The following is a 26,316-nucleotide window of genomic DNA, read 5'->3' on the forward strand; positions in this document are numbered from 1 at the left end:
CCCCATGCTGTCCGATCTTCAGGATGTCTACGACCAGGTGATCCGCCGCAACCACGGCGAGCCGGAGTTCCACCAGGCCGTCCGCGAGGTCTTCGAGTCTCTCGACCCGGTCATCGCGAAGCACCCCGAGTACCGCGAGCACGCGATCATCAGCCGGATCGTCGAGCCCGAGCGCCAGATCATGTTCCGGGTGCCGTGGGTCGACGACTCCGGCAAGGTCCAGGTCAACCGCGGTTTCCGGGTGCAGTTCAACTCCGCGCTCGGCCCCTACAAGGGCGGCCTGCGCTTCCACCCCAGCGTGAACCTCGGGATCATCAAGTTCCTGGGCTTCGAGCAGATCTTCAAGAACTCCCTCACCGGCCGGGGCATCGGCGGCGGCAAGGGCGGCTCGGACTTCGACCCGCACGGGCGCAGCGACGGCGAGATCATGCGGTTCTGCCAGTCGTTCATGACCGAGCTGCACCGCCACATCGGCGAGCACACCGACGTCCCCGCCGGTGACATCGGCGTCGGCGGCCGCGAGATCGGGTACCTCTACGGCCAGTACAAGCGCCTCACCGACCGCGCCGAGATGGGCGTGCTCACCGGCAAGGGTGTGCCGTGGGGCGGTTCGCGCGGCCGCACGGAGGCCACCGGCTACGGCGTCGTGATCTTCGCGGACCGGATGCTGCAGACCGTCGGGCAGGCCATGGAGGGCCAGCGCGTCGTCATCTCCGGCAGCGGGAACGTGGCCATCTACGCCGTCGAGAAGGCCCAGGAGCTCGGCGCCACCGTGCTGACCGTCTCGGACTCCTCCGGCTACGTCGTCGACGAGGCGGGCATCGACCTCGAGCTGCTCAAGCAGGTCAAGGAGGTCGAGCGCGGCCGGGTGTCCGACTACGTCGCGCGCCGCCCGGGTTCACGCCTCGTGCAGGGCGGACGCGTCTGGGACGTGCCGTGCACGGTCGCGCTGCCGTGCGCGACCCAGAACGAGCTCGACCACCACGCCGCCGAGACGCTCGTGAAGAACGGGGTCGCGGTGGTGGCCGAGGGCGCGAACATGCCCAGCACCCCCGACGCGGTCGAGGTGTTCCGGGACTCGCACGTGCTCTTCGGCCCCGGCAAGGCCGCGAACGCCGGCGGCGTGGCCACCTCGGCCCTGGAGATGGCGCAGAACGCCTCGCGCGAGCCGCTCACCTTCTCGGAGGTGACCAGCAAGCTCGAGGGCATCATGGAGCGTATCCACTTCAAGTGCGCCACCACCGCCGAGGAGTACGGCTGCCCGGGCGACTACGTCCTCGGCGCCAACATCGCCGGGTTCCGCAAGGTCGCCGACGCGATGCTGGAGCAGGGCGTCGTCTGAGGTCCCGGCGGCCTGTGCCGGACGCTAGGCCTCGGGGTCTTCCTCGGGCTCGAAGGTGTTCGGCTCGCCGGCCCCCAGGCCGACGCCGGTCTCCGGGTTCGGGGCCTTGCCCTCGGGCGTGCTCCCCCGGGTGCTCTGCGCCTGCTCCGGCTCGTCCGACATGCCCACGGCCTCGTCGGGGTTGGGGCTGCTCATGGTCGGTCCTCCAGGTGCGGCTCGGACGGGTCGAGCGTCCGTGCTCGACATCCCGAGTCTCCGCGCGGCGGCGGGCGGGGGCAACCCTCGCAGTGCCGACGACGGCGGCGCGACGGCGGCACCGTGCGATGACGGCGGTCCGTTTTCCCCCTGCCATGTGGGCGGCTGCCGTTAGAGTCTCGCGCACGGATCGGGACAGGGGGTCCCGGCCGGATGCAAGGGGGATTCCATGCGCTTTTCCGCACCGTCGCGCCTCGGCGTGACACTGGCGGCCTCGGCCGCGCTGCTCGCCTCGACCATGGGGCTTGCTCAGGCGGCCGACACCGGCGAGCCGCCGTCGACCACCGTCCCGATCGACCTCTCGGACGGCAGGCTGATGAGCTACGTCGTCAACCTGAAGGTGGCGAACCCCGGCCAGACCCGGCTCGCCGAGCGTGCCGTCGAGAACGCGGGCGGCGTCGTCGTCCAGTCCTGGCCGCAGATCGGCGTGGTGGTCGCGCACTCGAGCCGCGCCGACTTCCTGGCCGACCTGCCCACCGGCAAGGGCTCACCGATCGAGTCGGCTGGTCCGACCCGCACGGCCGAGGTGTCCGAGGGGACGCCGGGCCTCGAGGACGAGACGGCGCCCGGTGACCGGGGGGCCGCGCCCTACAAGCGTCAGATCCGTGTGAACGGCTTCGACGCGGGCGACGTGACCAGTGCCGCGAACGCCACGGAGGCCCGCGAGGGCGGCCTGTGGAACCTCGACATGATCCACGCCTACGAGGCGCACGAGATCAGCGAGGGCAGCAGCGGCGTGCTGGTCGGCGTGCTCGACTCCGGCATCGACGCCGCCCACCCCGACCTCGCTCCGCAGGTCGACGCCGCCACCTCGGTGGGGTGCACCGCCGCCGGCCGGCCCGACACGTCGCCGGAGGCGTGGGCCGCCACCACCAGCGGCCACGGCACCCACGTGGCCGGCACGATCGCCGCCGCACGCAACGGCGCCGGCGTGGTCGGTGTCGCGCCGAACGTCCGCATGGCCTCGGTGAAGGTGGTCAACGAGGACGGCTACATCTACCCCGAGTACGCGATCTGCGGGTTCGTCTGGGCGGCCGACCACGGCATGGACGTGACGAACAACAGCTACTACGTCGACCCGTTCGAGTTCTGGTGCGGCGACCAGCCGCTCCAGGCACCCGCCATGGAGGCCGTCCGCCGCGCGGTGGAGTACGCCACCGGGCGAGGGGTGGTCCACGCGGCCGCAGCCGGCAACTCGGCCTACGACCTGGCGAACAAGACGACCAACGCCTCCAGCCCCAACGACGGCACCGCGGTCGAGCGTCAGATCAACAGCACCTGCAAGGACATCCCCACCGAGCTCGACGGCGTGGTGACCGTGTCAGCACTCGGCCAGGACGGCAACAAGGCGGGCTTCTCCAACTTCGGCGCCGGCGTCATCGACGTCTCCGCGCCGGGAGCGCGGATCCTCTCCACCTGGCCCGGCGGTCGCTACGCCACCGCCAGCGGCACCTCGATGGCCTCCCCGCACGTGGCCGGGGTGCTCGCCCTGCTGAAGTCCGCGCACCCGGACGCCGGCCCGGACGAGCTCATCGCCCTGCTCGAGCAGCAGGCTGACGACACGGACTGCCCCGCAGGGGTGGCCCTGTGCGTCGGGGACGCGCAGGACAACGGGTTCTACGGCGAGGGCATCGTCAACGCCCTCGACGCGGTCACCGCAGGAGCCCGCGACTGACGACCGCAGCATGAGCACGCCCGGCGCTGCCGGGAACGCATGACAGCAGCGAGGGGCGGCCCGTGACCAGGGTCGCCCCTCGCCGTCCCCCGGGCGCGCCGGAGCGCCTCGGGCGCGGTGCTGAGCCACCATGGCATCGATGAAACTCGAGATCACCGCGCAGGACGTCGAGGGCGTGCGCGTCGCGCACACGGGCGGGGCCCAGCGCGTGGAGCTGTGCCAGGCCCTGGGCCTGGGCGGCCTGACGCCCAGCGTCGGCCTCACGGAGCTGGCGACGGCGGTGGGGCCGGAGGTGCACGTGCTCGTCCGCCCTCGGGAAGGTGGCTTCTCCTTCTCCGCGACGGAGGTCTCCGTCATGGTGAGGGACGTCGAGGCGCTGGTCGACGCCGGCGCCGCCGGGGTCGTGATCGGGGCGCTCGAGGTGGACGGCGACGCGCTGGACCGGCACGCGATGAAAGCCCTCGTGCGTGCGGCCGAGGGGCGGCCGGTGACGGTGCACCGGTGCGTGGACGTGCTGCTCGGGGTCTACCGCCGCGACCCGGCCGCGCTGGTGGACGAGCTGGGGAGCCTCGGCGTCGGCCGGATCCTGACCTCCGGCGGTGCCCCGCGCGCGCTGGAGGGCCTCGACGTGCTGGCCGCGCTCGCCCGCGCGGCGGACGGCCGGATCGAGATCACCGCCGGGGGAGGGGTACGGCCGGAGCACCTGCCGGCCCTCGCCGCCGCCGGCGTCGACGCCGTTCACCTCTCCGCCCGGACCGTCGTCACCGACGCCGGGCCGGCAGGTCCGGGCGGTGGGCCCGACGGCTACGCGCAGACCGACGCCAGCCTCGTGGCAGCGGTCCGCTCCGCCGTCGCCGGCCTGGGGGACTGAGGCGCGGCCCGGCGGCCGGCTGACGACGTCCTAGTCTGGGCGCATGCTCTTCGCCTTCTCCGTCGCCCCCACCACCGCCGACACCCCGGACGGCTCCCTGAGCGCCGCCGTCGCCGAGGCCGTGCGCATCGTCCGCGAGTCCGGGCTGCCGAACGAGACCACCGCCATGTTCACCACGATCGAGGGTGACTGGGACGAGTGCATGGACGTCATCAGGCGGGCCACCGACGCCGTCGCGGCCACCAGTCCGCGGGTGAGCCTGGTGATCAAGGCGGACATCCGACCCGGCTTCACCGGCCAGCTGGCGGAGAAGGTCAGGCGGGTGGAGGACCGGCTGCGCTGACACCCTCCTGCCGCCGTCGCAGGGCGTCGACCACGGACACGACGAACGCCACGGCCAGGAGCCCGAGCGTCACCCGCAGGCCGACGCTCAGCGCGGGCCCGTAGCCGCCCGCCAGACCGCCGGGACTGCCCGCCAGGGTGGCGAAGAAGACGGACGTGACGACGGCGACCCCCACCGAGGCGCCGATGCGCTGCGTGGTCTGCAGCAACCCGCCCGCGGTGCCGCCCTGGGCCACCGGCACGTCCGCGAGCGTGAGCGTCTGGTTGGGGGAGATGACCACGCCGTTGCCCACACCGGCGAGCGCCATCCAGCCGGCCATCAGGACGGCGGCGTGCGGTCCCTCCACCGAGCCGACGGTCACGTCGACCCCCACGATCCCGACGGCCATGACGACGACCCCGGCCACGACGGTCCAGCGGCCGAACCGATGCACCAGGTGCCCGCTGCGGGCGGCGGAGACCGCGCCGAGCAGCGCGAACGGCGTCTGGACGAGGCCGGCCTGCAGGGCGGTGAGCCCGAGGCCCGCCTGCAGGTACAGCGTCCCGGCGAGGAAGATGCCGGTGAACCCGGCGAAGTACGCCGTGCCGACCACCGCGCCGAAGCTGAACGACGGGGGCCGCACCAGCGAGGACGGCACCACGGGCGAGCCGCCGGCACGCTCCGTCCTGCGCTCCCACGCCACCAGGAGGACCAGGACCAGCGCGCCCACGGCGAACAGCCACCACGGCGTCCCGTCCGGACCGCCGGCGGCGGAGATGAAGGGCAGCATGACGCAGAGCACGCTCGCGCCGATCAGCCCCAGGCCGACGGCGTCGATCGCGAGCCGGCCGCCACGCCCGCGTTCGGACCGGGGCAGGTACCGCAGCGCCAGCGGCACGAGCGCCGCCCCGATGGGGACGTTGACGAGGAAGACGGCGCGCCAGCCCTCCGCCGGCCCGAACAGGGCGATGAGGACCCCGCCGATCAGGGGCCCGGCGGCCGTGGAGATCCCCACCGTGGCCCCGTAGAACCCGAAGGCGCGGCCGCGCTCGGGACCGCGGAACAGGTGCTGGATCAGGCCGATCACCTGAGGGTTGAGCACACCGGCGCTGATCCCCTGGAGGAGGCGCATGACCGCGAGCATCTCGGCGGACGTCGCCAGGCCGCACGCCGCGGAGAAGACGACGAACCCGCAGAGTCCGGCGACGAAGGCTCCCCGGCGGCCGAGCACGTCGCCCACGCGGCCGGCCGGGACGAGCGCGAGCCCGAAGGCGAGGGTGTACCCGGCGACGATCCACTGCAGGTCGCTCGGGCGCGCGCCGAGCGAGGCCTCGATGGACGGCAGCGCGACGTTGACGATCGAGACGTCGAGCAGCGTCATGAAGCCGGCCCCGAGGCACACCGCGAAGGCACGCCACCGCGCCCGGTCTGCGTCGGCGGCTCCGGCACCCGCGGGGGAGGTCACCGCTACAGGTCTAGCAGCACGCGGGGGTCGGCGACATCTGTGACGAGTTGCGGCCGCTCGGGGCGCCGAGCCGCAGACGGCGTCGGTCCGTAGCGCTAGGTTCGGCGCTACCGAGCACGACTGACCCGAAGGAGTGTCATGTCAGTACCTAGGAGTGTGCGCCCGGTCAGGAGGACGGCCGTCCTGACCGCTGCGGCGCTGGCCGGCCTCGGCCTGGTCGCCTCGTCCGCGACGGCGGCGTCACCGGCGAGCAAGCCCCGACCGGGCGACGTCGAGATCCAGCTCCTGGCCGTCAACGACTACCACGGCCACCTCGAGGCGACGACGCCGGGCAAGGTGGGCGAAGTGGCCGCCGGAGGCAGCGAGTATCTCGCCACCCACCTCGAGCGCCTGAGGGTGGGCCACCGCAACAGCGTCACCGTCGCGGCGGGCGACCTCATCGGCGGGACGCCCTTCCTGTCGGGGCTCTTCCACGACGAGCCGTCGGTGGAGTCGCTCAACGCGATGAAGCTCGATGTCGCGAGCGTCGGGAACCACGAGTTCGACGAGGGCGTGACCGAGTTGCTCCGGATGCAGAACGGTGGCTGTCACGCCGAGGGGTGCTACTTCGAGGGCCAGCCGTACCCGGGCGCGGACTTCCAGTGGCTGGCGGCCAACGTCAAGAACGCGCAGAACGAGACGCCGCTGCCGCCGTACGAGATCAAGAAGTTCCAGGGCGCGGAGGTCGCCTTCATCGGCATGACCCTCGAGGGCACCGCCGCCCTGGTCGCGCAGTCCGGCATCGAAGGCTGGCGTTTCGACGACGAGGTCGAGACCGCCAACGCGCTCGTGCCCGAGCTGAGGCGCAAGGGCGTCGAGGCGATGGTCGTCCTCCTCCACGAGGGCGGCGCCCAGACCGGCACCTTCAACGAGTGCAAGGGCATCTCCGGACCCGTGGTCGAGATCGCCCAGAAGCTGGACCCCGAGATCGACGCCGTCATCACCGGGCACACGCACCAGGCCTACAACTGCGTCATCGACGACCCGGCGGGCGAACCGCGCCGGGTCACCAGCGCGTTCTCGTTCGGCCGGGTCATCTCGGAGATCAACCTGACCATCGACCGGACCACCAAGGACGTGCGCCGCGACGCCGTCAGCGCGACGAACCACGTCGTCACGCAGGACGTGCCCAAGGCGGCCGCGCAGACCGCGATCATCGAGAGGTGGAGCGCGCTCGCGGACGAGGTGGGTAACCGGCAGGTCGGGACGATCGCAGCCGACATCAGGCGCCAGTACGAGGCGGGCGGCTCCGACAACCGCGGGGCCGAGTCCGACCTCGGGAACATGATCGCCGACGCCCAGCTGGCGGCCACACGAGTCAACGGCGCGCAGCTCGCGCTGATGAACCCCGGCGGCCTGCGGGCGGACCTGCTCTACGCCCAGTCCCGGGAGGAGGGCGACGGGGTCGTCACCTACCGGGAGGCGTTCGACGTCCAGCCCTTCGGGAACCTGCTGAGCACCATCCCGATGACAGGTGACCAGCTCCGCCGGGTGCTGGAGCAGCAGTGCCAGTCGCGGTACCTGCACCTGGGGGTGTCGGAAGGCTTCACCTACGACATCGTTCGTGAGCTCAATGGCCGTGTGTGCACCCCGGGCAGCATCGAGGTGACGAACATGCAGCTCGACGGCGTCCCGATCGACATGAACGCCACGTACATGGTGACCGTGAACAACTTCCTCGCCGACGGCGGAGACAACTTCACCGTGTTCCGCGAGGTCCCGGCGAGCGCGCGCATCGGCGCCGGCGAGGACCTCGACGCCCTCATCGCCTATCTGGGTGCGCAGCCGAACCTCGCACCTCCGGGGACGGACCGCGTCAACGAGCTGGCCCTCGTCGCCGCCGGCTGACGCGGGGCCTGCAGCGAGCAAGTGGGACGAAGCGCCACAAGGAGGTGGGCCCGGCCGACGATGTCAGCCGGGCTCATCCCTGTTCCGCGCGCTTCCCGCACAGGCTTCCAGACGCCCCGGCGGACGAGCGGCCGGGCGTCGGCCACGCGCGAGGTGTCGGCGCCGAGAACTGTCCGTGAACATCTGGAGCGTGTTGGTCCGGAAACGCGGTTCGAGACGGGTTCCGTCGCTACGCTTCGGCTGTTCCGTCCCTTCCGGAAGCATGAGGATCCGATGTCCCACGACACAGCGCGTCGTCGCGCGTCCAGACTCACCCGTCCAGCCGCAGCGCTGGGCGTTCTTTCGTTGTCCGCCCTCGGGCTGACCGCGGTCCCGGCATCCGCCGAGGTCACGACGCCCGTCGACGACCAGACGGCGACCACTGCACCGGCCGCTCCCGGGGCCGAGCCGACAGCCCCGGTCTCCGAGGGAGCCGGGCCGACGGCTGACGCCCCGAGCGAGGCGCCCGCCGAGACGCCGGTGCCCGAGGACGCTCCCGTCGTCGGGACGCCCGAGGCGCCGGCGACCGAGACCCCCGCCGCGCCGGCGGAGAACCCCGCGGACCCGGCTGCAGGTGGGACCGAAGCAGACACTGCCGAGCCGGTCGCCCCGACGAGCGTGAACCCGGACGGGACGGTCACGATCGACCTCCTCGGCATCACGGACTTCCACGGTGCGCTGGAGAAGGCGCCCATCCTCGCCGGAATGATCAACCAGATCCGTGTCGAAGAGAACGTCGACACGGTTTTCGTCTCCGCCGGCGACAACATCGGCGGGTCGACCTACGCGTCCGCCATCCAGGAGGACGCGCCCACGATCGACGTCCTCAACGCCATGGGCCTCGCGGCTTCCGCCGTCGGGAACCACGAGTTCGACCAGGGCTACGCCGACCTCTCCGGCCGCGTGGCCGACCGCGCGGACTGGCAGTACCTCGGTGCGAACGTGGACGACGAGAACCCGGAGCTCGAGGACGTCCACTTCGAGACGGTCGCCGGTCTCGAGGTCGCCTTCGTCGGCACCGTGACCGAGGAGACGCCGCGCATCGTCTCCGCTGACGGCATCGCCGGCATCACATTCGCCGACCCGGTCGCCCGCACCAACGCGATCGCCGCCCAGCTCTCGGACGGCGACGCAGGCAACGGTGAGGCGGACGTCGTCGTGGCACTTGTCCACGAGGGCACAAACCTCGTCGCTAGCGCGCTGAGCGCGGACGTCGACGCGGCGTTCACCGGTCACACGCACGTCGCCACGACCGCCCAGACGCCCTCCGGCGCGCCGGTGGTCCAGGCGGGCGCCTCCGGCTCGCACCTCGGCCGCATCACCCTGACCGTGGCACCCGACGGCGAGGTGACCGCCACCGGCACCAACGTCGCGGTTCCGGCTGATGGCACCCGCGACCCCAAGGTCCAGCAGATCGTCGTCGACGCGCTCGCCCAGGCCAAGGTGATCGGCGAGGAGCAGGTCGGCAGCGTCACTGCGCCCTTCAACCGCGGCACCAACACGGGGACGTCCGACGGATCCAACCGGGGTGTCGAGTCGCCGCTCGGCAACCTGCTCGGAGAGGTTGCAAAGTGGACGGCTGAGTCCGTCGGCCTCACGCCGGACTTCGGCATCATAAACCCGGGCGGTATCCGCGCCGACCTTGATCCGAACGCTAACGGGGTCGTGACCTATGCGGAGGCCTTCGCCGTCCAGCCGTTCGGCAACACGATCGGGACCATCGACCTCACCGGCGAGCAGGTCGTCACCATGCTGGAGCAGCAGTTCCAGCCCGGTAAGAGCCGACCCGTCCTGCGTCTCGGCCTGTCGGCCGACGTCGACTACACCTACGACCCCACCGCTCCCCAGGGCGCGCACATCACCGACGTGCTGATCGGGGGCGAGCCCATCGACCTCGGGGCCACCTACACCGTCGCGTCGAACACATTCCTCATCAACGGGGAAGTTCAGGATGGATTCAGCGTCTTCGGCTCGGGTACCAATTTCACGGAGACCGGCATCGTCGACCTCCAGGGACTGGTCAACTTCCTCCAGGCCAACCCCGACGTGGCGCCCGACTACACCCAGCGCTCCATCGGCCTGACGTTCGTCAGCGACACGACCGTCGAGTACGTCGGCGGTGAGGAGGTCGTCATCGAGCTGTCCTCGCTGTCCTTCACCACCAACGAGCCGAAGCCCGGGTTCGTCACGCTGTTCATCGACGGCGAGGAGGCCGGGCAGTTCGCGGTCGACAACACGATCACCCCCGGGACCGACGAGACCGGCCGGGCCACGGTGACGTTCACCATCCCGGATCTCGCTGATTACGAGGCGGGTGACGTGATCTTCTTCGAGATGGCCTTCGGTGCCACGCCCGAGAGTGAGCAGTCCATCGTGCTCGCGTTCGAGGTCACCGAGTCGGGCGTCGTTCTCCCGCCGACCGACGGGGAGGTCACGCCCCAGCCGGCTCCCCAGCCCGCCCCGGGGAAGGCTCCGGTCGTGACCCCGGCGGCCGCCCCGGCCACCGGCTCGCTGCCGAACACCGGCGCCGACGTCAACGCCGCGCTCTTCGGCGCTGCGGCGCTGATGCTCCTCGGCGGTCTGACAATCGCAGTGGCCCGTCGCCGAGCCACGATCGGCTGACCGGGCAGGCCAGCAGTTCCCGGGCCCCGTCCACCCGCCGGTGGGCGGGGCCCCGCTGCGTGTGCTGCCGGTGCGCGGGGATACCGTGTACGGGTGCCACCCCGCCGACGAATCGACCCCACCGACGGCATGAGAGCCCTCAGCACCTGGCTGCGCTCTCAGGACGACGGCGCAGCCTCGTCGGCCGCCGTCGTCCGGACCGCGGTGCGCTTCACCCTCGAGGAGCTCGCCGTGAGCTCGCCCGGGAACTCGGTCGAGGTGCGTGTGCCGCCCGCCGGCGCCGTCCAGGCGATCGCCGGCCCTCGGCACACCCGCGGCACCCCGCCCAACGTCGTCGAGACCGACACGACGACGTGGCTCGGTCTCGCCACCGGACGCCTCACGTGGGACGAGGCGGTCGCCTCCGGCAAGGTCACCGCGTCGGGCACCCGCGCGGACCTGAGCCCGGTTCTCCCGCTCGTCACCCGGGCAGGTAGGTTCACGTCGTGACCGGCTCATCTCCCGACGACTCCCGCGCCCCCCGCACGCCCGAGGTGGAACCGCCGACGGCGGGACCCGCGCCTGAACCCCAAGCCGTGGCGGCTCCTGCACCCGCTGCCGACGCCCCGCCTGCATCGGTCGAGCCAACTGCAACTGAGCCGGCGTCGGTGGAGCCCGCTGCGAGCGAGCCGGCGTCGATCGAGCCCGCCGCCGCTGAGGAGCCAGTCCCTGCTGCGTCCGAGGCCACCCCGGCCGAGCCCGAGGTCCGCGTCGCCGACGTCGTCGACCGCAGCACCGTCCGCCACGCCCCCCGCTACGGCCGCTTCATCCTCGCGGGCGTCCTCCTGGGCGCCGTGGTCGCGGGACTCCTCGCCCTGCTGACGCCGGCGAGCCAGTACTCGCCGGGCGACCTCTTCTGGATCCTCTTCCTGCTCCTGGGCTTCGTGCTCGGCCTCGCAGCGGCCGGGCTCGCCGTCGTGCTCGACCGGCGCTCCCTCCAGCGGCGTGACGCCCGCGCCGCGGAACGTCGTACGCCGCCGTCCGAGGGCACCCCGCCGCCCGAGGCGTGACCGTCCGGCGAAGCCGCCACCCCGTGCGCCGGACCGCGCACGGAGCCCCGTCCGTCCGCGAGGGGGCGACCGTCGGTAACGGGGCATAGGGTGCACCCGTGCCCAGCCGTCAGTTCGCGCTCGACACCGCCGCGCCCGACGAGTTCTACGTCGCGCTCGCCCGCCTGCGGGACGAGCTCGAGATCGAGTCCGACTTTCCGCCCGCGGCGCTCGCCGAGGCGGAGGCCGCGGTCGACGTGCCGCTGTCCGGCGCCGACGCCACGGACGTCCCGTTCGTCACCGTCGACCCGCCCGGCTCGCGGGACCTCGACCAGGCCCTCCACATCGAGCGCGACGGCGAGGGCTACCTCGTGCGCTACGCCATCGCGTCGCTCGGGACGTTCGTCGAGCCCGGCGGCGCGCTGGACCGCGAGGTCCACGAGCGGGGCGTGACGGTCTACGGCCCGACCGGCTCCATCCCGCTGCATCCCCCGGTCCTGAGCGCCGGCATCGCGAGCCTGCTCCCGGGCGAGGACCGCCCGGCGTGCCTGTGGCACCTGCGCCTGGACGGCGCCGGCGAGCTGCGGGACGTGCGCGTGGAGCGGGCGGTCGTGCGCTCGCGCGCGCAGCTCACCTACGAGCAGGTCCAGGCGGCCGCCGACGGCGGACGTCCCCTGCCGGCCGGCACCCCGGCCGACCTGCCCGCGCTGCTGCGCACGGTCGGTGAGCTGCGGCAGGACCTCGAGCGGCAGCGGGGCGGCGTCTCCCTCGACATCCCCGAGCAGCACGTCGAGCGGAACCGCCACGGCTACGCGCTGTCGTACCGGGCGACGCTGCCGGTCGAGGGCTGGAACGCGCAGATCTCGCTGCTCACCGGCATCGCGGCCGCCGGCCTCATGCGCGAGGCGGGCGTCGGCATCCTGCGCACCCTGCCCGACGCGGATCCCCGGGACGTGCGCCGCCTCCGCCGGGCCGGTGCCGCACTGGGGGTGGACTGGCCGGACGGGACGTCCTACGCGGAGCTGCTGCGCACCCTCGACTCCGCCGTGCCGGCCCACGCGGCGTTCCTCAACGAGGCCACGGCCCTGTTCCGCGGCGCCGGCTACCTCGCGCTCGGCGTCGAGGAAGCGGACGAGGACGCGGACGACGACGGCACGATCACCCGGCATGCCGCCATCGCGTCCGAGTACGCGCACGTCACCGCGCCGCTCCGGCGGCTGGTGGACCGGTACGGGCTCGAGATCTGCCTCGCCCACTGTGCCGGCGAGGAGGTGCCGGACTGGGTCCTCGCGGCGCTGCCCGGGCTGCCGGCGACCATGGCCCGCAGCACCCGACGGGCAGGCGCCTACGAGCGCGGAGCCGTCGACGCCCTCGAGGCGCTGGTGCTGCAGGGCCGGGTCGGCGAGACCTTCGCCGGCGTGATCGTCGAGAGCGACGACGGCGGCAAGGACGGCGGGCGCGAGCGCGGCACCGTGGTCCTGAGCTCGCCCGCCGTCGAGGGCCGGGTGGAGGGCGCGGACCTGCCGGTGGGTACGTCCGTCCAGGTACGCCTCGTGGACGTGGACGTGCCGGAGCGCCGGGTGCGGTTCGAGCTGGCCTGAGAGAGGGCTCACACAGGCCGGTCGACGCCGCCTCGACCTCGCGGATCCGCCGTCCCGGGCCGTTCTTCCGGGGCCGCGGCCCCGTGGACGCCACGCCCGGGGCCTTGTCGCGGTGTGCGACCATGGGCCGGTGGCGCGCGGAGACGGACGGCTTTCCCATGACCTGCTGCCGGGCGAGAAGGGGCCGCAGGACGAGTGCGGCGTCTTCGGTGTCTGGGCCCCTGGCGAGGACGTCGCCCGACTGACGTACTTCGGCATCTACGCGCTGCAGCACCGCGGCCAGGAGTCGGCGGGCATCGCCACGTCGAACGGTCAGCAGATCCTCGTCTACAAGGACATGGGACTGGTCTCCCAGGTCTTCGACGACCAGGCGCTCCAGCCCCTCAAGGGCCACATCGCCATCGGCCACACCCGTTACTCCACCACCGGGGCCTCCGAGTGGGAGAACGCCCAGCCCACCCTCGGGCCGACGGCCTCCGGCACCGTCGCCCTCGGCCACAACGGCAACCTCACGAACACCCGCGAGCTGATGGAGATCGTCCAGGAGCGGTTCGGCAAGGACCTGCGCGGCGAGCTCGGCCGTGGCTCCTCCACCGACACGGCCGTCATCACCGCGCTGCTCGGCGGCACCAGCACCGACGGGGACCGGCTCGAGGACGTCGCCATGGACGTGATGCCGCTCCTCGAGGGGGCCTTCTCCCTGGCATTCATGGACGAGCACACGCTCTACGCCGCACGGGACGCCCACGGGGTGCGCCCCCTCGTCCTCGGGCGGCTGGAGCGCGGCTGGGCGGTCGCCTCCGAGACCGCCGCCCTCGACATCGTCGGCGCCTCCGTCGTCCGCGAGGTCGAGCCGGGCGAGCTGATCATCATCGACGCCGACGGGCTGCGTTCCCGCCGCTTCGCCGAGGCCACGCCGCACGGCTGCGTCTTCGAGTACGTCTACCTGGCCCGCCCCGACACCAAGATCGCGGGCGTGCCGGTCAACGCCGCCCGCACCGAGATGGGCCGGATGCTCGCCCGCGAGACCCCCGTGGCGGCGGACCTCGTGATCCCCACCCCCGAGTCGGGGACCCCGGCCGCGATCGGGTACGCCCAGGAGTCCGGGATCCCGTTCGCCCAGGGCCTGGTCAAGAACTCCTACGTGGGCCGGACCTTCATCCAGCCCACCGACACCATCCGGCAGCTCGGCATCCGCCTCAAGCTCAACCCCCTGCGCGAGGTCATCGCCGGCAAGCGCCTCGTGGTGGTCGACGACTCCATCGTCCGCGGCAACACCCAGCGGGCCCTCGTGCGCATGCTCCGCGAGGCCGGGGCGGCCGAGGTGCACGTGCGGATCTCGTCCCCGCCGGTGAAGTGGCCCTGCTTCTACGGCATCGACTTCGCCACCCGGGCCGAGCTCATCGCGAACGGCCTGACCACGGACGAGGTCCGGGACAACCTGGGCGCGGACTCCCTCGGGTACATCTCCCTGGAGGGCATGGTCGCCGCCACCACGCTCCCCCAGCAGCGGCTGTGCACCGCCTGCTTCACCGGCGACTACCCGATCCGCATCCGCGGCGGAGCCACCGTCTCGGGGGCCGACGCCCCCAGCATCCCCGACGCCGGCGACTCGCCGGTCGCCGGGCCAGAGATCCCGGGTGTGCCTGCCGAGGCCGCGGCCACCTACCGTCCCGCGACCCAGACCGGAGCAGCCCCGTGACCGACACGCCCGACCAGCCGATCACCTACGCCGACGCCGGCGTGGACACCGAGGCGGGGGACCGCGCGGTCGAGCTCATGAAGGCGGCCGTCCGCGGCACCCACACCTCCGCCGTCGTCGGCGGTTTCGGGGGCTTCGCCGGCATGGTCGACGTCTCCGCCCTCAAGGACTACCGCCGGCCCCTGCTGGCCACCTCCACCGACGGCGTCGGCACGAAGGTCGCCATCGCGCAGGCCATGGACGTCCACGACACGATCGGCCACGACCTGGTCGGCATGGTCGTCGACGACATCGTCGTCGTGGGCGCCCGCCCGCTCCTCATGACCGACTACATCGCCACCGGCAAGGTCGTCCCCGAGCGCGTGGCGGACATCGTCCGGGGCATCGCCGAGGCCTGCTCCATCGTCGGCGCCCCGCTGCTCGGCGGCGAGACCGCCGAGCACCCGGGCCTCATCGCGGAGGACGAGTACGACGTCGCCGGCGCCGCCACCGGCGTCGTCGAGGCGGACGCCGTCCTCGGGCCCGAGCGCGTCCGGTCCGGTGACGTGCTGGTCGCCATGGCGGCGTCCGGCCTGCACTCCAACGGCTACTCGCTCGTGCGCCGCGTGCTCCAGGTCGCGGGCTGGTCCCTCGAGCGGCACGTGCCCGAGCTGGGCCGCACGGTGGGGGAGGAGCTGCTCGAGCCCACGCGCCTGTACACGCCCGCGTGCCTCGACCTCATCGACGACCCCGCCGTCGACGTCCACGCGTTCACCCACGTCACCGGCGGCGGCCTCGCGGCCAACCTCGCCCGGGTGCTCCCCAAGGGGCTCGTGGCCGACGTCGACCGGAGCAGCTGGACCGTCCCGCCCGTCTTCGAGATGGTCCGCGAGCTCGGCCAGGTGCCGTGGTCGGACCTGCAGGGCACGCTCAACCTCGGTGTAGGCATGGTCGCCGTGGTCCCGGCGGGCTCGGCCGACGCCACGCTCGCCGCCGTGCGCGCGCACGGGTTCGACTCCTGGGTGCTGGGCACCGTGAAGGAGGACGACGGCGCCCCCGGCGCCGACGGCGAGGCCGTCCGCGGGACCAAGGGGGTCGACGGCGGAGCCGTCCGCCTCCACGGGGCCTACCGGACGTCCTGAGCGCGCAGGCTCGGGACCCGCAGGCACCGGAGGTGCCTGCCGGCAACGCTCGGAGCGCCGTCGGCAGGGCCGGTCCGGCGCCGGCAGCTCATCGCCGTGCCGTCACCGAGATGACGGCACGGCGAAACTCTCGGACCTTCAGGAGAGATGACACGAACAGCCCGCCGGTCACCAGGACCGGCGCGACGGATCAGCGGGTCGAACGGATGTCGCCCCAGTCGTCCGTAGCAGGAGGGATCTGGTCGTCGTAGTCGTCTCCGTCTACGTCGTCAGTACGCGACGCGAGCTCTCGTTCGAGAGCCCGGTAGTCGGTCTCGGGGCTGAAGTACTTCAGCTTGCGAGCGACCTTCGTCTGCTTGGCCTTTTGACGGCCGCGCCCCATGGCGTCGACCCCCTCCAATAGAACCGGGGCAGGCACCGTGCGGTGCGGCCCCGTGTGTGTGGTCATCTGTGTCGTGCGCCCACGGTACATGGTCGAGGGCTTCCACAGCCATTCCGTACCACGTACGGGGCTGTGTGAAGCATCTCCTCGATGTGGGCACCTTAAGCCGCTTACGTCCAGATTGTCGGGACCATCGGCCCGGGTTCCGGCGCCCTCGAGGTGGTTGTCTTGCAACAAGGACGACGCACACCACGCAGGCGCCGGAAAGCCGCATCTCGAGGAGGACTCATGGCGATGACAGAAAGGGCCGATGAACAGCTGTTGACGCCGTCGGAGGTGGCGGCCAGGTTCCGGGTCGACCCCAAGACGGTGACCCGCTGGGCGAACGCCGGCAAGCTCTCGTCGATCCGGACGCTCGGCGGGCACCGCCGCTTCCGCCGCGAGGAGGTGGAGGAGCTGCTCGCCGCCAGCGGGAGCGCCGAGCACGCCTCCCACCGGCACGTCGCGGCCAGCTGACCCGACGCACCCCCCGGCCGTCCCGCAGCGGCCAGGGCACGAAACGGCTCGGCCGTCCGCACCGGAGCGGTGCGGACGGCCGAGCCGTGCTGTGCCAGCCGTCGGGGTCAGCGTCCCCGCAGTCTGAGCAGGATCGCGATGCCCGCGGTGGCGAGCCCGGCGGCGAGGACGCCGAGGGTCTTCGGGTCGCCGGCGGCGACGTCGTCCTTGAACCCCTTCGCACGCGCGGAGGCGGCGTTCGCCGCGGCCTTGGCGCTCTCCTTCGCGGCGTCCACCTGCGCCCGCGGGTCCAGGCGGTCGCTCAGCTCGTTGACGGTGTTGGTCAGGTCGATCCGGGTCTTGGCGAGGTCCGCCTCGATCTCCGCCGGGGTGCGCTTCCGCGCGGTCCCGTTGCGTTCCTTCGCGTCCTCGCTCACTTCTGGATCCCCTTCTTGACCGCGTCCACGTCCTCCTTGAAGCCCTCCTGAGGCTTCGGCGCGAACTCCTTCGAGGCGTCGATCTTCTTCTTGCCCAGCAGGGCGGCGATGCCGGCGACGATCATCAGGACCACACCGACGATCAGGGCGGAGAGCCAGGCGGGCAGCACCGTCGCGAGGCCGAGCACGGCCGCGGCCAGGAGGACGCCGCCGCCGTAGAAGGCCACGAGCGCCGCGGCGCCCAGGAAACCGGCGCCGGCCCCGAGGCGCTTGCCCTTCTCCGCGAGCTGCGCCTGCGCGAGCTGGAGCTCGTCCCGCACCAGCGTGGAGAACTGCTCGGACAGCGAGGCCACAAGCTCGCCGATGCTGCGGCCCTTGCCGGGACCGGGGACGCGCGTCGTCTCGACGACGGGCGTGGTGGTGCTGTCGGCGGCAGTGCTCACCGCTATCGCCTCCTCTGGCGCCTCGGCGCCTCGTTCGACTGACGGGCAGCGGCCCGGGTCCGGACCATGATCTCGATCCTCACCCTGACGTGCACGTTCAGGCCCAAGGGTGCCACGTCCCCGGGCCGCGGGAGCGCAGGCGGGCGGCGACCTCCCGGGTGAATGCTCGGTGAACTGTGCGTGGTTCGTCACCCCGGTGTCGGCGGGACCTGTGATGATGTCCCCGCCATGACGACGACGTCAGGCGGAAACTGCCGTCCGGGAACGACCCTCGGTCGGTGCCGCGAGGATCCAGGAGGTTCGACCGTGAAATCGTCACCCCGTCGTGCGAGGGCCAGGAAGGCGGAGGTGGCTGCCGCGGCCGTCGGCGCTGTCCTCCTCGCCCCGCTGGTCGCCGTCGTGCCGGCCCACGCAGCCCCGGACGGCAGCGGCGTCATCATCAACGAGGCCTATCTCGTCGGAGGCAGCTCGAGCCAGCCGTACACCCACAAGTTCGTCGAGCTTTACAACCCCACCGACAAGCCCGTGGACCTCACCGGCATGAGCCTGCAGTACAAGTCGGCCAAGGGCGCCAGCTTCACGGGAGTGGCGCCGCTCACCGGGACGATCCCGGCGCGCGGGTACTACCTGGTCCAGGGCGGCTCCAACGCGTCCAACGGCGCGGCCCTCCCGACGCCCGACCTGGTCGCCGGTGGCATCAACCCCGGAGGTACCGACGGGGTGCTCGCTCTGGCCGAAGGAACCGCGGCTCTGACCCTGCCCGTCGGCGACGTCGCCGGCGACGAGCGAGTGGTCGACCTCCTGGGCTACGGCGCGGGGAACACGTTCGAGACCGCGGCCGCCCCCGCCGGGCGGGGCACCGGCACCGTCGGCTCGCTGGCCCGCACGACATTCGTGGACACCGACGACAACAGCGCAGACTTCACGTTCGTCACCGTCGTGACCCCCCAGAACTCGGGCACCCAGGTCGACCCGCCGAGGACGGACACCTGCGGGGACCCTGACGAGGCTGTCGCGCTCGTCTCCGACATCCAGGGCGCGGGTGCCCGCTTCGACCCCGCCTGCTCGGGCGAGCAGACCGTCGAGGCGGTCGTCACGGCCGTCACCCCGGGCCTGTCCGGCTTCTACGTCCAGGAGGAGCCCGAGGACAGCGACGGCGACGACGCCACGTCCGAGGGCATCTTCGTCTTCTCGCGGTCGATCCCCGCCGGCGTCGAGGTCGGCAAGCTCGTCCGCGTGACCGGCACCGTCAGCGAGTACACCAGCTCCGGCAGCTCCCAGACCCAGCTCACCGGTCCGCGCGTCGAGGTCCTCGGGGACGCGGCGGCGATCGTGCCCACAGACGTGACGTTCCCCGTCGCCACGCCCGAGACGCTGGAGCAGTACGAGGGCATGCTCGTCGAGCTGACCGACACCCTGGTGGTCAGCGAGTACTTCAACTACGACCGCTTCGGCGAGATCGTCCTGGCCAAGCCGCTCGACGGGCAGGACAGGCTCCACACGCCCACCGCCGTCGTCGAGCCCGGCCCCGAGGCCCAGGCGCTGCTGGCGGAGTACGACCGCCGCACGATCACGCTCGACGACGCCGTCAGCGCGCAGAACCCGCAGACCGTGCCGCACCCCGGCAACGGTGAGCCTTTCAGCGCCGAGAACACCTTCCGCGGCGGCGACACCATCACGGGGGTCCAGGGCGTCATCGACAACTCCCACGGCGTCTACCGCCTCCAGCCGACGACGTACGGCGACTACGCAGCCGTCAACCCGCGGCCCGAGGCGCCCGAGGTCGGCGGCCGGGTGCAGGTGGCGAGCTTCAACGTCCTCAACTACTTCCTCACGCTCGACGAGGGCGAGGCGATCTGCGGCCCGGAGCGCAACGTCGACTGCCGCGGCGCCAACTCCGCCGAGGAGCTCGAGCGCCAGCGCGAGAAGACGGTGACGGCGATCGCCCAGCTCGACGCCGACGTCGTCGGACTCATGGAGATGGAGAACACCCCGGGCGTCGAGCCGGCCGCAGACCTGGCCGCCGGCCTGAACGACCGCCTCGGCGCGGGTACCTACGACTTCATCGACACCGGCGTGGTCGGCACCGACGCCATCCGCCTCGGCTTCCTCTACCAGCCCGGCGAGGTGACGCCGGTCGGCGACTTCGCCGTGCTGGACGCCTCGGTGGACCCCAGGTTCGACGACACCAAGAACCGCCCGATGATCACCCAGACGTTCCGCGAGATCGGCTCCGGCGAGGTGTTCACCGTGTCGATCAACCACCTCAAGTCCAAGGGCTCGGCCTGCACGGGCGACCCGGACACCGGTGACGGGCAGGGCAACTGCAACCTCACCCGCACCGCGGCCGCCGAGGCCGTCGCCGACTTCCTCGCCGGTGACCCCACCGGCAGCGGGGACCCCGACCACCTGGTGCTCGGCGACCTCAACTCCTACGACCACGAGGACCCGATCCGCGCCTTCACCAGCGCCGGGTACACCGACCTGGTGAAGAAGTTCGGCGGCGACGAGGCCTACGGCTACGTCTTCGACGGCATGGTCGGCTACCTCGACCACGCGCTGTCGAACGAGTCCCTCACCGCCCAGGTCACGGGTACGGCCGAGTGGCACATCAACGCCGACGAGCCGGACATCCTCGACTACAACCTGGACTTCGGCCGCTCGGCCGGCTACTGGACGGGCGACGCCTACCGCTCGTCCGACCACGACCCGGTCCTGGTCGGGCTGGACCTGTCCGGCAAGCCGGGCGACCGGCCGGACCACTCCTACGAGCAGGGCCGTCCCGCCCACTCCTACCAGCAGGGGCGTCCCGCCCACGCCGGGCGCTGAGCTCGGGCCGGGCACGCCCGGCACGCCCGACTGACCTGAGATCGGCCCCGTTCCTACGGACGGGGCCGATCTCGTGCCCGACCGGTCCGACGGCCCGGGGGAGCCGCTCCGTCACTCGTGGGTGACGGCGTCCAGCACCGGCAGGTACGCGGCCCGCGTGGCGGGCCACAGGGCGGCCAGGACCCCGACGGCGCCCGAGAGCAGCACCATCGCGCCGAGGAGGTCCCAGGGGATCGCGAGCTCGGTCAGCCCCTTGTCGGCGAAGACGCTCGGCAGGGCGGACGCGAGGCCCACGCCGACCAGCACGCCGAGGATGGTGCCGAAGACGGCGGTGAGCACCGACTCGACGGTGATCGTCGCCGCGAGCTGCAACCGGCCAAGCCCCACCGCACGCATGAGGCCGATCTCCCGCGTCCGCTCGATGACGGCCAGCGCCAGGGTGTTGACGATGCCGAGCACCGCGATGATCACGCTCAGGCCCAGCAGCGCGTAGAGGATGACCATGGCCTGGTCCACCTGCTCGGCCAGCGCGCCGGTGAGCTCCTCGGCGTCCTGGACGGTCAGCACCACGTAAGGCTTCACCGTCTCGTCGAGCGCAGCCCGCAGCTCGTCCACCGGAACCCCGGGAGCGGCGTTCACGAGCACGGCCAGCACCGAGGTCTGCCCGTCGGGGACGGCGGTGGCGAACGTGTCGTCGTCCATGATCACCGGCGCCGCCAGCAGCTGCGACGCCACGACGGCGGCGATCCGGGCGATGCGGGACCCGTCCGGGCCGTTGATCGTGAGCTTGTCGCCCACCGCCCAGCCCTGCTCGACGGCGGACGTGCGGCTCACGGCGACGTCGCCGTCGGCCAGCGACGCGAGCGAGCCGTCGACGACGTCGACCTCGATCGTCCGCCCGAACGCGTCGGACGGCAGGCCGACCACCCGGTAGGTGTCGTCGGTGCCGTCCGGTCCCGTCACCGGGGCGCGGCCGACGGTGACGGTGTCCACGCGGCCGACCTCGTCCAGCTGCTCGATCTGGGACACGGCCCCGGGCGGCACGGCGCGGGTGGCGGACTGCACCCAGAAGTCCGCCCGGGACTCGGACCGGACGATCGAGGTGGTGGAGGCCTGCGCGGACTCGGCGAGCACCGCGCACGCCCCGACCAGCGCCATCCCGATCATCAGCGCCCCGGCAGTGTTCGCGGTGCGCCGCGGGTTGCGCATGACGTTGCCGCGGGCCAGCCGGCCCACCGGCCGCAGCAGCACGACGAAAGGCCACGCGAGCACGCGCACCACGGCGCGCGCGATCACGGGGGAGACGGCCAGCGCGCCGAGGAGGACCGCCCCGGCGCCGACCCCGAGCCACGTGCCGGCCCGGTCCGTGCCCTCCTGGACGGAGTGCACGACGGCGGCGACCCCGCCGAGGAGCAGGACCGCACCGACGGCGGCGCGCACGTGCAGCGTCCGCTCGACGACCACCACGTCGTCGCGCATGGCCTCCACCGGCGGGGTGGTCGCGGCGCGGCGTGCCGGGATCGCGGCCGCCACCAGCGAGATGCCGGTGCCGAGGGCCACGGCGGCGGCGGCCTGCGCCGGCCCGATGACCACCTGCCCGCCGAGCTCCATCCCCATCCGTGCGAGCCAGGCCCGCACGACGGCGATGAGCCCGATGCCGCCCGCGATGCCCGCCGCGGAGCCCAGGAGCCCGACGACGGCGGCCTGGCCGAGCACCGTCACCATGACCTGGCCGGGCGAGGCGCCGACGGCGCGCAGCAGCGCGAACTCGCGCTGGCGCTGGCGCACCGACATGGCGAACGTGTTGCTGATGATGAAGGCCCCGACGAACAGGGAGATGAGCGCGAAGACGAGGAGGAACGTGCCGAGGAAGCCGAGCAGCTGGTTGATCGCCTCGTTGGCCTCCTGCCGCACCTTCTCGCCCGTGACGACGGAGACGCCCTTGTGGTCGGCCAGGGCGGCCCTGATGTCGGAAGCCACGGCGTCGCGGTCGGCGCCGTCCTTGAGAAAGACGGCGATGGACGGCACGCGGCCGTCGGGGGCGAAGGCCGCCTCGCCGGTGGCGGCGTCGAACAGCACGAGCGTGGTGCCGACCATGGGGTTGCCGTAGGTCGCCTCGCCGACCACCGTCACGTCGGTCAGCCCACCGGCGCCCACCACCACCTGGGTGCGGTCGCCGATGTGGAGGCCCGAGGTCTCCATCGCCGTCGTCTCGAGGGCGATCTCGTTCGCGTCGCGCGGCGCGCGTCCGCGCACGAGGGTGCCGGAGGGGTCGTTCTCACGGAGGACGCTGCCGAGGGACGGGGCCTGGCCGTTGACCACCGCCTGCCCGTCGGCCCCGATGAGCACCACGGTGCCGAGCAGGTCGGGGACGGCCTGGTCCACGCCCTCGACGGGCCGGATCTCGTCGACGAGGTCGAGCGGGACGGGGTCGCGCTGCGGGCCGAGGGTCTCCACCCGCGCGCCCTCGGTCTCGTCCGGCGGGGCCGTGGGTGCCTCGGCGGGAGGTGTGGCGTCCGTCGGCAGGCCCGACGGCGCTGCCTGGCCCGGTGCCGTCGGCACCGCGTCCGTCGGCACGCCCGACGGCGCCGTCTGGCCCGACGGCGTTGTCTGGGCCGGCTCGGTGGGCGTGGCAGCTGTCGGCTCAGGCGCCGTCGGTCCTTGCGCCGTCGGTTCGGCGGCGCTGCCCGGCGCGGGCTCGTCGGCGCTCTGGTCCGCCGTGGCGACCGGTCCGCGCACGTACAGGTCGCCCTGGGTGGTCGAGGCGATGATCGAGCTGAACGTGTCCGAGAGCAGCGCGCGCAGCGAGAAGGTCCCGGTGACGAACGCGATGCCGAGCGTCACCGCGAGCACGCTCAGGAGGAACCGCACCAGGTGCGCGCGGATCTCCCGGAGGGCGACCCGGATCATCGCCGGGCCGCGGCCGGGGCGAGGTCGCGGCGTTCCTCCCGGGCGGCGCCGAGCTCGCGCAGGGCGTCGAGGATGGAGTCGGCGTCGGGGTCGCGCAGCTCCGCCTCGAGGCGACCGTCCGCGAGGAAGAGGACCCGGTGGGCGTACGCGGCCGCCGTCGGCTCGTGGGTGACCATGACCACGGACTGACCCAGCTCGTCCACGCTGGTGCGCAGGAACCCGAGCACCTCGGCGGCGGCGGTGGAGTCGAGGTTGCCGGTCGGCTCGTCGGCGAACACCACGGACGGCGCGGCGATCAGGGCGCGGGCGCACGCCACCCGCTGCTGCTGCCCGCCCGAGAGCTCGGTCGGGCGGTGGTGGAGGCGGTCGGTGAGCTCGAGGGTGCGGACGATGGTGTCGAACCGTTCGCGGTCCACCGGACGCCGGGCGATGTCCATCGGCAGGGTGATGTTCTCCGCCGCCGTCAGCGTCGGCACCAGGTTGTACGCCTGGAACACGAACCCGATGCGGGTGCGGCGCAGCTTCGTCAGCTGCCGCTGGCTCATCCGCGAGATCTCCACGCCGTCGACGACGATCGAGCCCTCGCTCGGGGAGTCCAGGCCGGCGAGGCAGTGCATGAGCGTGGACTTCCCGGACCCCGAGGGGCCCATCACCGCCGTCAGCTCGCCGCGCGCGAGGTCGACGTCCACGCCGTCGAGCGCGCGGACGCGCGTGTTGCCCGAGCCGTAGACCTTGCTCAGACCCCGGGCCGTGACGATCGGGTCGGGGACCGGCGAGAAGTCTGCCGGACCGACCAGCCGTGGTCCCGCCTCGGAGACGGTCTCGGCCGCACGGCCGCGCGTGCTGACCAAGGTGCCCGCACGCCTCCACCACCTCCCGGCGCCGTCGGAGCCGACTGTGGTGCGGTCGACGGGGAGGTCGCCGCTGTTCCTGCCCATGGCCCCGATTGTGTCGCACCGGGGGCGCCCATGGCGTGCCCGGCCGGCGCCGCCGGTGGGTGACGCGCGTCGCACGGTGGACGGCGGGAACGACAAAGGCCCCGCACCATCAGGTGCGGGGCCTTCTCGATGTGGCTCCGACCGGCGTCGATCCGGTGACCTTTCGATTTTCAGTCGAACGCTCTACCAACTGAGCTACAGAGCCTTGACACGAACGCCCGGTCTTGCGACCGGGCGTCCGTACCGGCGACCCCGACGGGACTTGAACCCGCGACCTCCGCCGTGACAGGGCGGCGCGCTAACCAACTGCGCTACGGGGCCTCGTGTGAGGCGTGGAGCCTGGTACCTCTGTTCTGTTCTGCTGTGGTGCTTGTCCTGCTGGTGGTGCGTACCCCCAACGGGATTCGAACCCGTGCTACCGCCGTGAAAGGGCGGGGTCCTAGGCCACTAGACGATGGGGGCCCGTTACTGCTGTGGACGCCCGTGACGCCGGAGCGCCCCAAGACCTCCGACAGCATACGGGGAAGAAGCGCTCCGGAGCAAAGTCGGCGAGGTGTGCCGCTCGTCACTCGGCGCGCTCGCCGCCGACGGCGCCGCCGGGGCACGATGGAGCCGTGGTGGACATGTCGCGCGATGACTTCGAGGAGGCCGTCTCCGAGGCCCTCGACCTCATCCCGCCGGAGCTGGCCGAGAAGATGGACAACGTGGTGGTGCTCGTCGAGGACGAGCCCACCGCCGAGCAGCTCGCGGGGGAGGAGGACCTCCTCGGCATCTACGAGGGCACCCCGCTGACCGAGCGGGACTCGTGGTGGGCGGCCGGCTCCCTGCCGGACCGGATCACGATCTTCCGGGGGCCGACCCTGCGCATGTGCGAGACCGAGGAGGAGGTCGTCGAGGAGGTCGCCGTGACCGTCGTCCACGAGATCGCCCACCACTTCGGCATCGACGACGCCCGGCTCCACGAGCTCGGCTGGGCCTGAGGGGCGGCTGGGCCGGAGGGGCGCCTGGGTCTGAGGGCGCGGGCGGCAAGGTCGGGCACGGGGCCGGGCCCCGCATCCCGGCCGCCGTCACACCGGCGCGCCCCCCTCACCGTCGTCGATCTCCCCCGACGGGCGGTCCGTGCTGGTCGACATCACCGTCCCGGTCGAGACGTCCACCAGGGGCTCGCCCTCGTGGCCCTCGGCGGCCGACTGGCTGCCGTCGATGCGGGGCAGCGTGAGGCCGGAGGAGTCCTCGACCGGTGCGCGCAGCACCGTCAGCGTCGCCCACCCGCGGGCCAGGAGATAGTGGTCGGTGCCCGGCTCGTCCTCCGCGTCCACGCCGGTGTAGGACATCTGCACGTAGCCGGTGCCGAGCTCCTTCACGCGGGCCTGCACCGCACCGAAGCTGGCCAGTCCTGCGGGCCGGATGCCGCGGAGACGGTCCGGGGCGATGTCGGGCACGTTGACGTTGAGCACCCGGTCGCCGACCGGCTGGTCCACCAGCCAGGCCAGCGCCTCGTCCGTGACGCGGCGGGCGGTGGCCCAGTGCTGCGGGTCGCCGGAGGCGATGGAGACCGCCATCGCCCGGATGCCGTGGGAGGACGCGGAGAGCGCGGCCCCCACCGTGCCGGAGTGCAGGATCGCCTTGCCGGTGTTGGCGCCGAGGTTGATCCCGCTCATGACGATGTCGGGCTTGTCCCCGAACGCGCCGAACGAGGCGACGAAGCCGATAAGCCCGGGTGCGGCCTTGACGCCGAAAGCGCGCACCTCCGCCGGAAGGCCGGGAGGGCGCTTGTCCACGAGGACCAGCTGGCCGTCCGACTCCTGCGCGGTCAGCGCGGCGCTCGCACCGGAGTACTGCCGGTGCGGGGCGGCCACCACGACCTCGTGCCCCGCGTCCAGGGCCGCCTCCGCCAGGACCGTCAGGCCCGGCGACTCGATCCCGTCGTCGTTGGTGACCAGTACCCGCAC

Annotated in this window: 22 protein-coding genes and 3 tRNA genes; 14 read left to right on the forward strand and 11 right to left on the reverse strand. The window is 72.6% G+C overall.

What is annotated here, in order from left to right:
• Nucleotides 1-4: 4 nt before the first annotated feature.
• Nucleotides 5-1,342, forward strand: coding sequence for an NADP-specific glutamate dehydrogenase (gene gdhA / locus ATJ97_RS13425; RefSeq protein ID WP_098484181.1), 1,338 nt, complete (start codon nt 5-7; stop codon nt 1,340-1,342).
• 24 nt (nt 1,343-1,366) lie between these two features.
• Here gdhA and ATJ97_RS19860 read toward each other — a convergent pair whose 3' ends face one another.
• Nucleotides 1,367-1,537: a hypothetical protein gene (locus tag ATJ97_RS19860; protein WP_170037456.1), complete on the reverse strand. Its 171-nt coding sequence runs from the start codon at nt 1,535-1,537 to the stop codon at nt 1,367-1,369.
• A gap of 229 nt (nt 1,538-1,766) precedes the next feature.
• Between ATJ97_RS19860 and ATJ97_RS13430 the strand changes: the two genes are divergently transcribed.
• From ATJ97_RS13430 to ATJ97_RS13440, 3 genes are all read left to right on the forward strand, one after another.
• On the forward strand, nt 1,767-3,272 hold the full coding sequence (locus tag ATJ97_RS13430) for a S8 family peptidase (protein WP_098484182.1): 1,506 nt from the start codon (nt 1,767-1,769) through the stop codon (nt 3,270-3,272).
• A 139-nt stretch (nt 3,273-3,411) separates the two neighbouring features.
• Nucleotides 3,412-4,143, forward strand: coding sequence for a copper homeostasis protein CutC (locus ATJ97_RS13435; protein ID WP_098484183.1), 732 nt, complete (start codon nt 3,412-3,414; stop codon nt 4,141-4,143).
• A gap of 43 nt (nt 4,144-4,186) precedes the next feature.
• Complete coding sequence (locus tag ATJ97_RS13440) at nt 4,187-4,486, forward strand: thiamine-binding protein (RefSeq protein ID WP_098484184.1); 300 nt, start codon at nt 4,187-4,189, stop codon at nt 4,484-4,486.
• Here the strand turns inward: ATJ97_RS13440 and ATJ97_RS13445 are convergent.
• Entirely contained in the window at nt 4,458-5,930 is a 1,473-nt protein-coding gene (locus ATJ97_RS13445) for an MFS transporter (protein WP_245862508.1), read from the reverse strand. The two genes, ATJ97_RS13440 and ATJ97_RS13445, sit on opposite strands and share 29 nt — an antisense overlap.
• A 138-nt stretch (nt 5,931-6,068) precedes the next feature.
• Between ATJ97_RS13445 and ATJ97_RS13450 the strand changes: the two genes are divergently transcribed.
• The 7 genes from ATJ97_RS13450 (at nt 6,069) to purM (ending at nt 15,930) form a co-directional block, all read left to right on the forward strand.
• Nucleotides 6,069-7,817, forward strand: a complete 1,749-nt coding sequence (locus ATJ97_RS13450; RefSeq protein WP_098484185.1) for a bifunctional metallophosphatase/5'-nucleotidase — start codon at nt 6,069-6,071, stop codon at nt 7,815-7,817.
• Nucleotides 7,818-8,090: 273 nt separating this feature from the next.
• A complete protein-coding gene (locus ATJ97_RS13455; protein ID WP_143427030.1) occupies nt 8,091-10,478 on the forward strand; it encodes a 5'-nucleotidase C-terminal domain-containing protein in 2,388 nt (795 codons plus the stop codon).
• 129 nt (nt 10,479-10,607) lie between these two features.
• Nucleotides 10,608-10,967 carry a sterol carrier family protein gene (locus tag ATJ97_RS13460; protein WP_098484187.1) on the forward strand — a complete coding sequence of 120 codons (360 nt, stop codon included), beginning with the start codon at nt 10,608-10,610 and terminating at the stop codon, nt 10,965-10,967.
• Between the two features lie 158 nt (nt 10,968-11,125).
• Entirely contained in the window at nt 11,126-11,527 is a 402-nt protein-coding gene (locus ATJ97_RS19530; RefSeq protein WP_143427031.1) for a hypothetical protein, read from the forward strand.
• A gap of 98 nt (nt 11,528-11,625) precedes the next feature.
• Nucleotides 11,626-13,107: an RNB domain-containing ribonuclease gene (locus tag ATJ97_RS13470; protein ID WP_098484188.1), complete on the forward strand. Its 1,482-nt coding sequence runs from the start codon at nt 11,626-11,628 to the stop codon at nt 13,105-13,107.
• 130 nt (nt 13,108-13,237) lie between these two features.
• On the forward strand, nt 13,238-14,809 hold the full coding sequence (gene purF / locus ATJ97_RS13475; protein WP_098484189.1) for an amidophosphoribosyltransferase: 1,572 nt from the start codon (nt 13,238-13,240) through the stop codon (nt 14,807-14,809).
• Nucleotides 14,806-15,930, forward strand: a complete 1,125-nt coding sequence (gene purM, locus ATJ97_RS13480; protein WP_098484190.1) for a phosphoribosylformylglycinamidine cyclo-ligase — start codon at nt 14,806-14,808, stop codon at nt 15,928-15,930. Before purF ends, purM begins: the two co-directional genes overlap by 4 nt.
• A 190-nt stretch (nt 15,931-16,120) precedes the next feature.
• Here purM and ATJ97_RS13485 read toward each other — a convergent pair whose 3' ends face one another.
• Nucleotides 16,121-16,312 (reverse strand): DUF3073 domain-containing protein, encoded by a 192-nt coding sequence (locus ATJ97_RS13485; protein WP_098485465.1) that lies wholly within the window; start codon nt 16,310-16,312, stop codon nt 16,121-16,123.
• A gap of 288 nt (nt 16,313-16,600) precedes the next feature.
• Between ATJ97_RS13485 and ATJ97_RS13490 the strand changes: the two genes are divergently transcribed.
• On the forward strand, nt 16,601-16,828 hold the full coding sequence (locus ATJ97_RS13490; protein ID WP_098484191.1) for a BldC family transcriptional regulator: 228 nt from the start codon (nt 16,601-16,603) through the stop codon (nt 16,826-16,828).
• Nucleotides 16,829-16,935: 107 nt separating this feature from the next.
• Here the strand turns inward: ATJ97_RS13490 and ATJ97_RS13495 are convergent, their stop codons facing one another.
• Both ATJ97_RS13495 and ATJ97_RS13500 read right to left on the reverse strand, forming a co-directional pair.
• On the reverse strand, nt 16,936-17,244 hold the full coding sequence (locus ATJ97_RS13495) for a DUF3618 domain-containing protein (RefSeq protein ID WP_098484192.1): 309 nt from the start codon (nt 17,242-17,244) through the stop codon (nt 16,936-16,938).
• On the reverse strand, nt 17,241-17,687 hold the full coding sequence (locus ATJ97_RS13500; protein ID WP_098484193.1) for a phage holin family protein: 447 nt from the start codon (nt 17,685-17,687) through the stop codon (nt 17,241-17,243). Before ATJ97_RS13500 ends, ATJ97_RS13495 begins: the two co-directional genes overlap by 4 nt.
• Before the next feature lie 348 nt (nt 17,688-18,035).
• Between ATJ97_RS13500 and ATJ97_RS13505 the strand changes: the two genes are divergently transcribed.
• A complete protein-coding gene (locus ATJ97_RS13505) occupies nt 18,036-20,516 on the forward strand; it encodes an ExeM/NucH family extracellular endonuclease (protein WP_170037459.1) in 2,481 nt (826 codons plus the stop codon).
• Between the two features lie 111 nt (nt 20,517-20,627).
• Here ATJ97_RS13505 and ATJ97_RS13510 read toward each other — a convergent pair whose 3' ends face one another.
• The 5 genes from ATJ97_RS13510 to ATJ97_RS13530 form a co-directional block, all read right to left on the reverse strand.
• Complete coding sequence (locus ATJ97_RS13510; protein ID WP_098484195.1) at nt 20,628-23,426, reverse strand: ABC transporter permease; 2,799 nt, start codon at nt 23,424-23,426, stop codon at nt 20,628-20,630.
• Nucleotides 23,423-24,364, reverse strand: coding sequence for an ABC transporter ATP-binding protein (locus tag ATJ97_RS13515; RefSeq protein ID WP_098484196.1), 942 nt, complete (start codon nt 24,362-24,364; stop codon nt 23,423-23,425). The genes ATJ97_RS13510 and ATJ97_RS13515 overlap by 4 nt, the downstream gene beginning before the upstream one ends.
• A 132-nt stretch (nt 24,365-24,496) precedes the next feature.
• Nucleotides 24,497-24,569, reverse strand: a tRNA-Phe gene (locus ATJ97_RS13520).
• A 42-nt stretch (nt 24,570-24,611) separates the two neighbouring features.
• Nucleotides 24,612-24,685 (reverse strand) — tRNA-Asp (locus tag ATJ97_RS13525).
• 68 nt (nt 24,686-24,753) lie between these two features.
• Nucleotides 24,754-24,826: transfer RNA gene (locus tag ATJ97_RS13530), tRNA-Glu, on the reverse strand.
• 161 nt (nt 24,827-24,987) lie between these two features.
• On the opposite strand from ATJ97_RS13530, the gene ATJ97_RS13535 reads away from it, so the two are divergent.
• Nucleotides 24,988-25,344: a metallopeptidase family protein gene (locus ATJ97_RS13535; RefSeq protein ID WP_098485466.1), complete on the forward strand. Its 357-nt coding sequence runs from the start codon at nt 24,988-24,990 to the stop codon at nt 25,342-25,344.
• An 87-nt stretch (nt 25,345-25,431) separates the two neighbouring features.
• On the opposite strand, the gene surE is transcribed toward ATJ97_RS13535, so the two are convergent.
• The gene (gene surE, locus ATJ97_RS13540; RefSeq protein WP_098484197.1) at nt 25,432-26,316 is read right to left on the reverse strand and encodes a 5'/3'-nucleotidase SurE; all 885 of its coding nucleotides are present in this window, start codon (nt 26,314-26,316) and stop codon (nt 25,432-25,434) included.

The sequence above is a fragment of the Georgenia soli genome, from assembly GCF_002563695.1.
GTDB lineage: Bacteria > Actinomycetota > Actinomycetes > Actinomycetales > Actinomycetaceae > Georgenia > Georgenia soli.